General features: G+C 63.0%; 9 protein-coding genes and 1 riboswitch. Of the genes, 4 read left to right on the plus strand and 5 right to left on the minus strand.

All coding sequences use genetic code 11. The annotated features are described in order from the left end of the window. Nucleotides 1–448 precede the first annotated feature (448 nt). A complete protein-coding gene (locus JOF47_RS14785; RefSeq protein WP_209999776.1) occupies nucleotides 449–1,054 on the plus strand; it encodes a TetR/AcrR family transcriptional regulator in 606 nt (201 codons plus the stop codon). Nucleotides 1,055–1,063: 9 nt separating this feature from the next. Here the strand turns inward: JOF47_RS14785 and JOF47_RS14790 are convergent, their stop codons facing one another. Further along, nucleotides 1,064–2,203 (minus strand): MFS transporter, encoded by a 1,140-nt coding sequence (locus JOF47_RS14790; protein WP_210001724.1) that lies wholly within the window; start codon nucleotides 2,201–2,203, stop codon nucleotides 1,064–1,066. A gap of 860 nt (nucleotides 2,204–3,063) precedes the next feature. Then, nucleotides 3,064–4,317 carry an NAD(P)/FAD-dependent oxidoreductase gene (locus tag JOF47_RS14795; RefSeq protein WP_209999777.1) on the minus strand — a complete coding sequence of 418 codons (1,254 nt, stop codon included), beginning with the start codon at nucleotides 4,315–4,317 and terminating at the stop codon, nucleotides 3,064–3,066. A gap of 295 nt (nucleotides 4,318–4,612) precedes the next feature. On the opposite strand from JOF47_RS14795, the gene JOF47_RS14800 reads away from it, so the two are divergent. After that, nucleotides 4,613–5,599, plus strand: a complete 987-nt coding sequence (locus tag JOF47_RS14800) for an endonuclease/exonuclease/phosphatase family protein (RefSeq protein WP_209999779.1) — start codon at nucleotides 4,613–4,615, stop codon at nucleotides 5,597–5,599. 2 nt (nucleotides 5,600–5,601) lie between these two features. Here the strand turns inward: JOF47_RS14800 and JOF47_RS14805 are convergent, their stop codons facing one another. After that, nucleotides 5,602–6,273, minus strand: a complete 672-nt coding sequence (locus tag JOF47_RS14805; protein ID WP_209999783.1) for an alpha-ketoglutarate-dependent dioxygenase AlkB family protein — start codon at nucleotides 6,271–6,273, stop codon at nucleotides 5,602–5,604. A gap of 136 nt (nucleotides 6,274–6,409) precedes the next feature. Here JOF47_RS14805 and JOF47_RS14810 point away from each other — a divergent pair, with 136 nt between their 5' ends. Further along, nucleotides 6,410–7,660 carry a DUF4232 domain-containing protein gene (locus JOF47_RS14810; RefSeq protein ID WP_209999785.1) on the plus strand — a complete coding sequence of 417 codons (1,251 nt, stop codon included), beginning with the start codon at nucleotides 6,410–6,412 and terminating at the stop codon, nucleotides 7,658–7,660. 47 nt (nucleotides 7,661–7,707) lie between these two features. Next, nucleotides 7,708–7,815: riboswitch (SAM riboswitch) on the plus strand. Nucleotides 7,816–7,829: 14 nt separating this feature from the next. Continuing rightward, nucleotides 7,830–9,059 (plus strand): cobalamin-independent methionine synthase II family protein, encoded by a 1,230-nt coding sequence (locus JOF47_RS14815; protein WP_209999788.1) that lies wholly within the window; start codon nucleotides 7,830–7,832, stop codon nucleotides 9,057–9,059. A 72-nt stretch (nucleotides 9,060–9,131) separates the two neighbouring features. Here the strand turns inward: JOF47_RS14815 and JOF47_RS14820 are convergent, their stop codons facing one another. Together JOF47_RS14820 and JOF47_RS14825 are read right to left on the minus strand one after the other, a co-directional pair. Beyond that, complete coding sequence (locus JOF47_RS14820; RefSeq protein WP_210001726.1) at nucleotides 9,132–10,289, minus strand: N(5)-(carboxyethyl)ornithine synthase; 1,158 nt, start codon at nucleotides 10,287–10,289, stop codon at nucleotides 9,132–9,134. 200 nt (nucleotides 10,290–10,489) lie between these two features. Further along, the gene (locus JOF47_RS14825) at nucleotides 10,490–13,696 is read right to left on the minus strand and encodes a glycosyl hydrolase family 95 catalytic domain-containing protein (protein WP_209999792.1); all 3,207 of its coding nucleotides are present in this window, start codon (nucleotides 13,694–13,696) and stop codon (nucleotides 10,490–10,492) included. Nucleotides 13,697–13,740: the final 44 nt, after the last annotated feature.

Here is a 13,740-nt window from a genome sequence, read left to right on the forward strand (position 1 = left end):
GTGGGCAAAACTCACGGTGCAGCCAACTTCGACGCGGCAACCACAATGGTCGCGTCCATGTACAACGGCCACTCCAATCCGGCGCGCCTCGCATGGAAACGCGATATACCACTGATCATGTCCGGAGTCTTGACATCACCGCTCACCTGAGGTCTGGCTACAACACTTTCCCGGCCACATGACGAATCTGTGACGCCGGCAAAATACTCAAACGCCACAACGAATCAGGATCGGGCCCCAATTTCCCGTTGAAGTGGGTTGTTTGTGGCTCAACCGCGCCACTTCCGCTGGAATGTACGCAATTTTTCGATGCCGACAGTGTTCTCGCCACGAATCCTCCGGACGATCTTAAACCTACTGACAAGTATGAAAAAGTTACCGACAAGTACCAAAACCTTTGAATGTCCGGTTAGTAAGCGACGGCGAAAATTCTCGCTACTCTATCAACATGGCAACACGTGGTTCATACGCAAAAGGCATCGTTAAACGAGCCGAAATACTCGACGTTGCCCTGGAAGTCTTCGCCAAAGAAGGTTACCGGGGAACGTCGCTTCGCAAAGTCGCGCACCTTTGCAATCTCTCCCTCGCGGGCGTCATGCACTACTTCGAGTCCAAGGAAGACCTACTGGTCCAGATCCTGCGCAAGAAGGATCTGCGTGACGAAATCGTCGGCAATGACGTTGTGCAGCAGGGAAACTTCACCACCGTACTTAACAGGAACACTCAGGAACCGGGCCTCGTCGCCCTCTACGTGACGATGGTCGCGGCGGCCTCGGACCCCGCGCATCCCGCGGCAGCCTACTTCAAAGAACGGTACGACCGGCTGATGAAGCTCGCCGAAGATTCGTACTACGAAGACAAGCCGAACCCGACTGAGGAAGAACTCGCATTCTTCCGCACGATGACTCGTGCGTCGTTGGCAATGGCAGATGGCTTGCAGCAGCAGTGGCTTGTGGATCGAAACATCGATGTCGCAGGAACGATGGAGATCTTCCTGCAGCAGGTGCGCACCTTCGTGGAAGGAGCGTATGCCCGGCCGAATACCGAAGAATAGGCTGAACCGCTACCGCATGGCGGCTTGGGCTTCGATCCTGTTCGCTCGCCAACCCGTCACCAATGCCAGCAGCAGCCCGAGCACCGCGAGCCCCGCGCCCAGGAAGGCCGGAGCCCGGTAACCGAACTCGGCAGCAATGACAGCGGCGCCTAGCGCCGCACCCAAGGCATTGGCCACATTCAGGGCCGAGTGGTTCAATGACGCCGCCAATGATTGGGCATGCGGCGCCGAATCCATCAGGAGCGCTTGGAGCCCCGGAACCAGCACGGATCCGGTGGCTCCAAGAATGAACATGATGATCAACGTTGGAACCACGTAGCTGGACAACAGCCCGAAGAGCACCATGAAAACCACCATGGCCGCCATTGAAACATATATCGATCCGTGTACCGACCAGTCCGCGAGCCGTCCGCCAATCAGGGACCCGGCCACCATGCCGACACCATAGATGCCGAGCACGACGGGTATTGTCTTGATGTCCAAGCCCGTGACACCGGTAAGAATCGGGCTGATGTAGGAGTACACGGCAAAGAAGCCGCCGAAGCCGACGATTCCGGTCAGCATTGCCATCCACACCTGCCCGCTACGCAGCGCCGTGAGTTCTCTGCGGATGCTGGCGCCTTCGTGGGCCGGCGAGTAGGGGACGAACGTCCGAATGGAAATCCAGGTCAAGGCCCCGACGATGCCGACGATGCCGAACATCCAGCGCCAGCCATAGCTCTGACCGAGGAATGTCACGAACGGCACGCCCAAGACGTTGGCAACCGCGAGGCCCATCATGACCCAGGCGATGGCACGTCCGCGCATCGAAGCGGGCACCAGCGTTCCTGCAAGAATGGCCGCGATTCCGAAGTATGCTCCGTGAGGAAGTCCCGCCAAGAAACGCGAAACAAGCATCGATTCGTAGTTGGGAGCCAAAAGCGAGCTGAGGTTGGCAATCGTGAAGAAGGCCATCAGCCACAAGACCATTGTCTTGCGCGCGACCTTGGCCCCGAGCGCGGTGAGAACCGGTGCACCAACAACCACTCCCAGCGCATAGGCCGAGATCAACAAACCCATCTGGGGGTTGGAAACCCCAAGGTCCGCAGCACCTTCTTGCATCAACCCCATGATCGTGAACTCCGTGGTCCCAATGCCAAAGCCTCCCATGGCCAGTGCCACGACGGCCAAGAACAAGGCCTTGCCGGACAACTGCGTGGATTGGATGGCTGGGTTTTTGACAATTACTGTGGCGTCAGAATTCACGGGTGCCTTTTCAAGGTTCAGCTGGGAGTGCTCGGTGTCAGATCAGTTTCGTCGACACTTGTAACAGCCTACGGGCATGAATCCTGCCCGGGGCACCGAACGTGATCGTCCCCACCACGCCAAAATAACCGAGAGGTGGGTTTCGTCTAATCGAAACGAAACCCACCTCTCGATGTCGAGCCGTCCAACCCTGTGGGTAGCAGGATCGGTGACGGCTCCATGTCGGGCGGTCGCGCCTTGGGGAACGCAATGAACACCCGGTGTTTGGGTTCATGAACTGGGGATGATTCACAAACCCGCGAGTGAGCGATTAGCTCAGTATGTGGCGGCGCGCCGATCCAATGGTCGGAACGCCGGTGGTGAGTGGCGCCGGTACTCTCACTGTGGCTACGGCCGGCTCGGTCGGAGCGACCCCGCCCCAAACAGCAGGCTTGCCCGTTCCCGCCACCGTCTTGCAACCGATACCCCAAGTACCGTTGCAGATCACGGCCTGCGCACGTCTCTGATGAATCGAGTCCTCTTTCAGTCCACTTGTTCAGTATTGAACGGCCCCATTGGAACCGGCTCCCCGGCCGGCTAAAAACAGTATGGCATAGCTCACTAACAAACAATGGGATTTGGGAGGCGACTTTGGCTCGGGTGCACCGATTCCCAAGCCAAAGCGCGATTTGGCGTTCCGATACGGTCAAGACGCCAGGCATATCGATCGCGCGAATTCCGGCATACCGAAACAATAGAGGTACCGTCGGTTCCTTTCAAAGGCGCTACAACGAGAGCAAATCCACCGAGGTATCGGCAAGCCTGTGCGCAGCGATGCTTTTGCCTACGAGGCTTCTCAAATGGTCATTTACGTCCCAGATATTCACATTCATGGCAGCCGTTACCAGCCCCTTGCGCAACCAAAAGATGATGAATTCCCCGCTGTCCATTTCTCCACGCAGCACCACGTCATCGTCGGCGGCTCGGTCGCCGACGTATTCCATGCCCAAGTCAAACTGGTCGGTGAAGAAGTATGGAAGCCAGTCATAGGCTTCCTCACGCCCCAGGATGGTTGCTGCGGCAAGCTTGCCTTGGCGAATCGCGTTGTCCCAATGCTCAACGCGCAGTGAACGGCCCAGAGTCGTGTTGAACGCCTCCGCGATATCGCCGATCGCCAAAATGCTCGGGTCGCTGCTGTGCAGCTGGGCATCGACGAGTACGCCGGTTCCGATTTCCAGACCGGCCTCGGCCGCGAGTTCGTTGTTTGGAACTGCGCCGATGGCCAAGAGCACAAGGTCCGCCGCCACTGCATCGGTCGATGTCATCACCTTCAACCCGGATTCCGGATCCAGGGTGATCCCGTTGACCATCGTTCCAAATCGGCAATGCACCCCGTTCTTGATGTGCAGGCGAGCGACATGGGAACCGAATTCCGTTCCCATGGCGACGGCCAGCGGAACCTCGTCCGGCGTCAGCACGGTGACTTGCACGCCCGCGGCCCGGGCCGAAGCCGCCACCTCCATGCCGATCCACCCTGCACCGATGATCACCAACCGCCTGCCCTCAACGAGCTGCTCCTTGAGGGCCTGCGAGTCGGCCAGGGAACGCAAGGTATGGACGCCGGGAAGATCCCACCCGGTCATGTTTGAAGCGCGGCCGCCCAGCCTGGAACGGCATCCCGTGGCAATAACGAGGTTCTCGTAATCGATAGATGTCGAATCGGACAGGCCAACCACTTTGTTGGCCGTGTCGATCGCCGTTGCCGTCAGGCCCAGACGCAATTGGACCGAGGCCTCGGCATACCATTCCTCCGGGAAGGGCCGGAACTCGTCCGCGGTTTTGTTCCCCTGCAGGAATTCCTTCGATAGCGGCGGCCGTTCGTAGGGGACGGCGTCCTCGTCGGCGATGATGGTGATGGGTTTGCCGTAGCCTCCCTTGCGGAGTTCGTGAGCGCAGTGCGCCGCGGCCAGTCCCCCGCCGATCACCACGGTTCCTGCACTGTTGTGATCCGGGGAATTCCCGTCGTCAACACCGGACATAGCTGCCATCTCCTACAACATGAGGCCACCGGTCGGATCGATCGTTGTGTCGAAAGTCGTGGTGGCGGCGAGTATCCCTCACCTCAGAATGGCACTTTGCACAGTGCCAGTCGATAGGTTCCTGAACGGGATTTCATCCGACCGATTCCGGCCCAAAATAATTCCTGCGGATCACAAGGCCGGGTGGATTACCCGGCGCGGCCGGTGCTTTCGGTGCGTCCGCCATCCCCACGTCCTGCTGGTTCACAGATTTATCCCATGCATGTACCAGTTCCATATGCGACCCTTGATAGCGATGTCTGTTCAAACCGCTTCCGCTCCGCCCCGGCAACGCAAGCCCCGACGCTTGTTGCGCTGGCAACGCCAACTCCGGGCCCTCGTGCTTCTCGGGGCGCTGCTCAGCACGCTTCTCATGGTGTTCCATTCCCGAGTACCGGACTTCATGGGCCTTGCCCTGCTGGTGGATAACGCCGCTCCGTGGCTGGGTTTGGCGGCGCCCGTCCTCTTGCTGGCGGCGCTGATCAGCAAGAGCCGAGGCGCCGTTGCCTTTGCATTGGTCCCTGCGCTGGTGTGGCTCGCGGGTTTCGGTGCCGCCATTGTTCCGCTCTCATGGACAGCCCCGGCGGCCTCTGCGCATACCTTGACCGTCAGCAGCCAGAACATCAAGGCGGGCACCGGGGCGGCTGCCGAGTCGGCCCGCGAATTGGCCCGCGGCGGCAGCGATGTCATCGCACTTCAGGAACTGGATGCGGGCAGCGGGCAGGACGTCACCGCCGCGCTGAATGCCGACTACCCCCATCACTTTGTGGTCGGCACCGTGGGCGTCTGGAGCAAATACCCACTCTCGCAGTCGCAGCCCCTGGATCTTGGCTTGGGCTGGAAACGGGCCCTGACGACCCAGATCGACACCGAGGCGGGAAGCATCCGCCTCTATGCCGTGCATGCCGCCTCGGCACGCCCAAACGACCACGGCAACCGCGATGAAATGCTCGCCCAGCTGGCGGCAACCTTGCGTGCCGATACGAGTCACTCGGTCATCGCCGTCGGAGATTTCAATGCAACGTCAGCCGACAGGTCCTTCTCCTCGCTCACCGAAACCCTGGATGAACCAAACCAGGATGCGGGCTTGTTCGGCTTCACCTGGCCACGCGAGCCCTTTGGATTCATGCGTTTGGACCATGTACTTCAGCGGGGGCTCGACGTCACCTCGAACACCGTGGTCCCCGCCGGGGAAAGCGACCACCTTGCCGTGCGGGCCACCGTGAACCTTCCGGACTCCTGAGATCAACCGTCCAACCCGGTCACCCGCATGGTGATGTTGATCCGGCCCGAAGCCAGGCCGCATTCCGCGGGCGCGGTGCCTGGCAGGATCTTTGTGACTCCGTGGTAGGCCAGTCGCGCCGGACCTCCGAAGACAAACAGGTCCCCTGACGCCAACGCGATGTCTTCGTATGGCTTGTTTCGGTTGAGGGTGTTGCCGAATCTGAATTGGCAGGTGTCCCCGATGGAGATCGAGACCACCGGCTGGGTCGACTGCTCGTCCCGGTCTTGGTGCATTCCCATTTTGGAATCATCCGAGTAGTAGTTCACCAAGGCTGTGTCGGGCGTGTAGTTCGCCGCGGCCAAGGGGTCATTTGTCGCTTCAAGGATCGCTTTGCGACCCAGCCTGACCATCCAATCGGGGAACTCGAGCACCCGGTTGCCGTTGACGTCGGTTGCTTCACGGGAATAGGCGTACGGCTGCCAATGCCAGCCCAGGCATACCGTCTGGACCGACATTTCACCTGACCCTATCTTGGCGGCGCGTGGCGGCACGGGCCCCCGCCCCCACTCATGGAACCTATCCACAAGCCAGCGTTGTTCAGCCAGGGTGAGCCAGTCGGGTACCCAAACGGCGCCGGGGCTGAGCTCACGCCGGGGGCGGTCAAGGAAACTCTCCGAAAAGAGCGTGCTCAAAATGTACTCCTCGAACTGAATCGGTGCGCGGGACAGGATGTACCCCCGTGGGCTCCATTATGCAGGTCCAGCAATTCCATCACCCCGAAAAGGTCCCGAATCCAAGGACATTTGCAGGTCAGTTAGGCTTTCCAGCATGAGCAACTACAAAGGCCTGACTGCCGGCAGCGCGTGGATCGCTGGATTCGCGGGGCTTGGCTGGCTACTGAGCGGCTTGCTCAATGGCTGGCTGATTACACGCCCAACGTTCCTCCCGGTGCCCTTCGTGCAGCTGCTGTTCCCGGAGACGATAGCGCTTGCCACGTGGCGCACAGCGGACATCTGGCCCGTATTCATTCCCGTGCTTTCGACGCTCACGCTGATGCTCTTCACGGCCGGCGCCTTGTTGTTCATCGGCCCGCTGGATGCCCTGAATCCCGCGCAACGGCGACTCAGGTTCTTCGCGACGTGGATGTGCGTTGTCATTGCCTCCTTCGCCACGACAGTGCTTTCGTCAGCAGGGGAAATCATTGCGACTTGGCCGCCGCCACGTCTGGCGTGGCTTTTCCAGGGCGTGGAATCGGATCTGTTGTCGGCAGGATACTGGGGAATCTTCTGGGGGTGGGTTCCGGTGTTGGCCGGTGCCTTCATCGCCAAACAACGGCAACCCGGTAGCCGGCAACGTACCTCGTTCAGCGTGCCGAGACTTCTTGTCGCAGTTCCGGCCGTGCTCGCGGCCGGCGCCTTGGTTATCGCCATCCCACAGGCCCAACGGGAAACCACGGCCCAGGGCGCCGTCGAACCGCCGACAGTCGCCCCGCCTGCTTCCCCGGAACCTGATCCCATTGGTTCGCCAAGCGTGTCATATGCCACGCAGCCCGCTGGAAAAAACTGGTGCGACGGCAAGGACGCCACCATTTCCCTATCGGAACCCGATGCCGCGACCGGCCACCGCGGCATGGGATTCAGCTTGACCAACAACGGGTCAAAACCCTGCGTGCTGGAGTCCTACCCCGATGTCTCTTTCGACAACGTCGACGGGTGGGTGATCGATGTCCTGGTGGTCCACGGCGGCTCGTTCATGACCGACGACCCGGGCATCACCCGGGTCATGCTCGCCCCAGGGGAGAGCGCAGAAGCTTTCATGGGATGGAATGCGATGGCGGCTGCGGGCGATACCCGCGTGGGCAGCATGTTGTTGGCCCCGTACGCGGGAACCCTGCGCCAGAAGGCGACGGTCGACCTGGACATCATCGACGGGGGAACCGTGTCCGTCACCGCCTGGCAGAAGGCGGGCAAGAGCATCGATACCGGTTCCTCCCCCGCCCCGGCAACTAGCTTCCGGCGAGGTTCGGGCACGGGGCCGAAGGCACGTCCGTGGATCAAGGCTTGGCCCACGTCACACTAATGCGCCGAAGGACGGCAGAAAACAGTTCCGTGATAGGTATTGATACGTAACCATCCGGAGCGGCCGAGAGACCTGGATCGATGAAGCCGCAGCAACCTAACCCGCCGACGAGGCTTCTGAAACGGTAACGGTGCTACTGCCAGGTTCGATGGAAAGTAGGCAATCACCCATGTCCTCCAACAACAGCCATATCCGTACCACCCACGCCGGCTCGTTGCCGCGAACCGATGAGCTGCTGGCCGCCAACGAGGCCAAGCAACGCGGCGGAATCACCCCCGAATTCCACGAACTCCTCGAGGCATCGGTCACCGGCATCGTCGCCAAGCAGCGCAAGCTGGGCATCGACATCCCCAACGACGGCGAATTCGGGCACACCATGTCCTCCGCCGTCGATTTCGGCGCCTGGTGGAACTATTCCTTCGCCCGCCTCGGCGGGCTGGAGGAAACCACCGTCGACCGCTGGGCCGAGACCGCGGTCAAGCGCTCCACCCCCGGCAACGTTGTGCTCACCTCGTTCCCGGACCGCCGCGATCGAGAGGCCTTCGCCGAGGCGTACGCGGATCCGACCTCCGGCATCCTGGCCCACCGCAAGGCCACCACGCAGCCAAAGGTCGTCGCACCGCTGACCTACACCGGGCACGACCTGGTGGCATCGGACATCAAGAACCTGAAAACCGCCATGGCGGCGACGGGCACCGAGGAGGGCTTCCTCGCGGCGCTTTCCCCCGCTTCCTGCGCGCGGTTGGCCAACGACTTCTACACCAGCGACGAGGAATACCTCTTTGCCGCCGCGGATGCCATGCGCGAGGAGTACAAGGCGATCCTCGATGCCGGGCTGGTCCTGCAGATCGACGACCCGTCGTTGGCCGAGTCCTGGGACCAGGTCAACCCGGAGCCGAGCCTCGAGGACTACCTGAAGTTCCTCGAGCTGCGCGTGGAGGCAACCAACCACGCGCTGCGCGGGCTCCCGGCCGAGCGGATCCGGCTGCACGTGTGCTGGGGTTCCTGGCACGGCCCGCACACCACGGACATCCCATTCGCCGACATCCTCGACCCGGTGCTGCGCATCAACGCCGGCATGGTCTCTTTCGAGGCCGGCAACGTGCGCCACGAGCACGAATGGCGCATCTGGGAGGACCGCGCGCTGCCCGAGGGAAAGATCCTGATACCCGGCGTCGTCTCGCACGCCACGAACGTGGTCGAGCACCCGGAGCTGGTCGCCGACCGCATCGAGCGCTTCGCGAACCTGGTCGGCCGCGAGAACGTGATCGCGTCCACCGACTGCGGCCTGGGCGGCCGCGTCCACCCGCAGATCGCCATGGCCAAGCTCGAAGCGCTGGGTGCCGGCGCCGCACTGGCCACCAAGCGCCTGTGGAAGGGTGCCGAGATCATCGCCTGATCCCGCCATCCGAGTCATTTGTGGAAGCCGCCGCATGCACCAGCGTGCGGCGGCTTCCACATGTTCATTCGGCTAGCCGGCAACACCAAGGTGCGGGTAGGCCTTTGCCCGGTGCTGGAACTCGAGGATCGCGGGGTTCTGGATGACGCCGTCGAAGATCTCGATAGCCTTGGCCACCGTGTTGTTTGCCTGCCATGCGCCGGGGCCGCCCAGCACGTCTTCGACGAACGGCAACAATGCTTCGCTGATTTCCCAGCTTGCCGAGTTCCACAAGTAGGACGGGCTGTGGTCGACCGCGTAGTAGTTGATGTTCTTTCCCACGGTGAACATGGGGTCGGCAAACCTCGTCGGCTTGGCCCATTCGAAACCCATGCCCTCGTCGCAGGAGACGTCGACAATGATGCTGCCCGGGGAGAAAGCAGCCAGCTCCCCGGTGCGCAGGTACATGAGCGGGGCGTTGGGGTCCTGGAGCGTGCAGTTCACCACCACGTCGCTTTCGGCAAGGAACGGAGCCAGCGGCACCCGTCCTTCGTCCGTGATGACCTCGCTGAGGTGCGGGCCCCCGTCGTGTTCGAACTGCACCATCTGCACCGAGTGGATGGGTGAGGCAACTGCGGCGACGGAGCGGTTGGTCAGGACCCGTATGTCATGTATGCCGTGGGCGCGCAACGCCGTCACAGCGCCACGGGCCGTGGCGCCGAAGCCGATGACGACCGCGGTGAGCTTCCGGCCGTAGTCTCCGGTGGAGCCACAGAGTTGGAGCGCGTGGATGACCGATGCGTAGCCGGCAAGCTCGTTGTTCTTGTGGAAGACGTGCAGCCCGAAACTGCCGTCGGTGCCCCAGTGGTTCATCGCCTCGAAGGCGATCAGCGTGAGTTTCTTGTCGATGGCCAGCTGCGTGATCGCCCTGTCCTGGACGCAGTGCGGCCAGCCCCAGAGGGTTTGCCCGTCGCGCATTTCCTCCAGATCCGCCACCTGCGGCTTCGGCAGCAAGAGGATGTCCGATTGAGCGAAGACCTCGCTGCGCGAGCCGATCTTCCCGACAAACGGCACCAGCTGCTCGTCGTCGAATCCGAAGGACTTCCCGTAGCCGGATTCAATCATGATTCGGCTGCGGAGATGCTCATCGATTCGTTCAAAATGTGCCGGGTGGATCGGCAAGCGCTGTTCATCCACCTTGTGCGAAGTTGCGATAAGACCCAATGAAAGTTCATTAGCAGTGGCCACGATATACGCCCTTTTTATGTTGGGAACCCGCGGTTCCCCTAGGGCTCACGGTACACTGTCCGGCTGGGCGGCCGGGTTGGTCCCAAGTTAACAGACGTCTTATGCGGGCGTTCCGACGCGGGGCGTATTCCGAAACCCCACGTGGGAAGCCCGGCGCTCCCCCGCCGAAATGACGGAGGAGCGCCGGGCTTCGGTCACTGGAATTACGGGCGGAACGGCTTGGGCTTGTGGCCGCGCATGCTCGGTTTGACCTTGCAGTCCTTTCCGTTGATCAGCATCGTGATGTTGCCCTGGTTCGGGGCCCGGTCGCCGATCACCGAGACCTCGGTGACCTTGCCGTCCTTCCACGTTGCGTTGACCTCGTAGCCGCCGCGTGCCCGCAGGCCAGTGAAGGAACCGTCGGGCCAGGCCGAGGGCAGGGCCGGCAGCACGTGGATCTTCTCGCCGTGGCTCTGGATGAGCATCTCCGCCACGGCCCCGGTGATGCCGAAGTTTCCGTCCATCTGGAACGGCGGGTGGTTGCAGAACAGGTTCGACAGGGTGTTGAAGCGCAGCAGGCCGCGCAGCATCAGCCTGGCGTGGTCGGCCTCCCCCAGCCGGGCAAACATCGCCACGCGCCACGGCCAAGTCCATGACCTGCGGCTGTCGCCCGAGACCGTGGCCTCGGTGAAGGGCACGCCCGCGACCTCGCCGCAGCGGGCCTTCAGCGACACCAGTGCGGCCGCGGCCAGTTCCGGGGTGTCCTCCAGGGTGATCTGGCGCCCCGGGTACACCGCGAAGAGGTGCGAGGTGTGCCGGTGGATGTCCTTGGGGTTGTCCCTGTCCGTCTGCCATTCCTGCAGCTGGCCCCAGCTGCCGATCTTGTTGGGCGCAAGCCGCTCCTGCATGCCGGCGACCTTGTCGCGGAACACCGGGTCGAACTCCAGGGCGGCTTCGCAGTCCAGGTAGTTCTGGAACAGGTCCCAGATGATCTGCTGGTCGTACATGACGCCGTCCTCGCGCGGGCCGTGCTCGGGCGACCAGCCGTCCGGGGCCACCAGCTTGCCGTTCTCGTCCTCGACGAGCCGGTCCTCCCAGAACTCGCAGATTTCCTTGAGCATCGGCAGCGCGGTGTCGCGCAGGTAGGCCTTGTCTTGGCTGAAGGCCCAGTGCTCGTAGATGTGCTGCCCGTACCAGGCGCTGGCCACGGTGTTCCACTCCCAGGAGTTGCCGCCGAAGATGCTCTGGCTGGTGCGCGCGGTCCAGCCGCGGGTGTCCTTGCCGAACGCGTTGCGGGTCGCGACGCGGCTTGGCACGGCAACCTGCCGGATGAACTCGATGAGGGGCTCGTGGCTTTCGCTGAGGTTGGCGGTCTCGGCTCCCCAGTAGTTCATCTGCACGTTGATGTTGGTGTGGTAATCCGAGGCCCACGCCGGGGAGTTGCTGTCGTTCCACAGGCCCTGCAGGTTGGCAGGCAGGCCGCCGGGTCGCGACGAACTCAGCAGCAGGTAGCGGCCGAAGGCGAACATCGTCTGTTCCAGGCTCGGGTCGTCCGTGCCCGCGGAGTAGGCGCCGAGGCGGAGGTTCGTGGCAATGCCCGACACCGCGGACTTCGATGTCCCCCAGTCGACGCTGACCCTTCCCATGATGCTTTCGATGTCCGTCTGGTGCGCCGCGCGCATGTCCTCGTAGCGGAGGGTGGACACCTTCGCGATGTTGCGGGCCACGGTGGCGGCCGCGTCGGCGCCGCGCCAGCCGGCCTTGGCGTCGAGCTTGTAGTTGGTGCGTGCATCCAGGACCACCGTCATGCTCCGTGCCCCTCCGATCTTCAGCGAATCGCCTGCGGCACTGACGGTTCCGTCGGTTTCGGTGATAGCAAGCGTTGCCGCGAACTTGAGCTTGTTGGCCATCTCGCCGGAGAAGGACAGCGAGCGGGCATCGGCGACGGCGGAGGTCGGTGCCCCGGTCTGGGCGGACGTCAGCGCAATGCCCGCGTTGAGCCCCTGCGCCCGGTCCGTCTCGTAACGCAGCACGATGACGTCGGAGTCCCGGCTGGCGAATGCCTCGCGCTGCACGCGGTCGCCCGTGGTGCCGAACTGGGTCACGTGGATTCCGACACTTGGGTCAAGGGCACGCTTGTACTCGGCCACGGCGGAGGACTTGCGCGAATTGAACGACGGCCCCGAAAGCGAGACCCCGGCAAGCTGGAGCCGGTCCACCCCGGCCTCGCCGCGCAGCGTGAGCCGGTACGAGTTGAAGCTCCTGCCGCCGGCGATCGTGAACGTCTTCTCCAGGCCGCGGGAGGCAAACGGAGCTCCGGGCGACTGGGTGTCCAACACGGCCCAGGTCCGGCCGTCCGTGGAACCTTCCAGCGTCCATTCCCGCGGATCTGCCGCGGGCGCATCGGCCGCAGAGGTCAGCGAGTATGCGTTGAGCATGACCGCGCTGGCCAGTTCCGCCTGCCAGATGACCTCCGCGCCCGGCTTGGCGACCATCCACGCGGTGGATGCCCCGCCGTCAAGGGTGCGCAGGATGTCGGAGCCGGGGCCTTCGCCGTCGGCCTGCCCGGTGGGCGAAGAGACATACATCTTGGCGCCGCCGCCGAAGGAGACGCCGGCCAGGGCGATCTCGGAGACCTGGAAGTGGCTGACTCCCGGGACCGGGGTGAAGTCGAAACGGTACTGGCTGAAGGAGCCGGGGTTGGCGACAGCGAAGTCCTTGGCCTGGCGGCGGCCCTCGAACGGGCCGGGCAGGGCCTTGGTGTCGATGACCGTCCAGGAATCGCCGTCGTTCGAGCCGGACAGGGTCCAGTTGCGGGGGTCACGGGCCGGAACGTCGTTGGCGCTGGTGAGCGTGTACTGGGCAACGTTCACCGGGCCGGGCAGCTTGACCAGCCATTGCACCTTGGCGGGCGGGCCGTCGATGCACCACTTCGTGCCGCTGTTGCCGTCGATCGTGGCGGCCACGGTTTCGGAGGACGAGTTGTTGTACGGGCCGCCGGGAGACGTCACCACGGCCTGCTCGGCAAAGGTCACCACCACGTCGCCAAAGTTCCGGTAGGAGCCGAACCCGGTCACGCTCGTGTCGTAGGCACCATCCGGCTGACCTGCGAGGGCGTTGTCGTAGTCGTTCAGCCCGCCCCAGAGGCTCTGTTCGTTGAACTGGATGCGCTCGCGGTCCGGGTCGCCGAAGAACATGGCGCCGAGGCGGCCGTTGCCGACGGGCAGGGCGCCGGATTGCCAGTCGGTGGCGGGACGCTGGTACCAGAGGGTGTGGTTGGAAAGCACCGGGTGATTCAGCAGCCCGACGGCCGGAGCCAGGGCCGGGGAGGCATTGGCCGACTGGGCGATGATTTGGGTGACGAGCGGGGTGAGCGCCAGCAGCCCGCCAATCTTGAGGACCTGGCGTCGACTGGGTGATGCGTAGACCATTGACAATCTCCAATGCTTCATTGATCGGTTGTTTAGCTCCTAAA

Source organism: Paeniglutamicibacter kerguelensis, assembly GCF_017876535.1.
In the GTDB taxonomy this organism is placed as follows: domain Bacteria; phylum Actinomycetota; class Actinomycetes; order Actinomycetales; family Micrococcaceae; genus Paeniglutamicibacter; species Paeniglutamicibacter kerguelensis.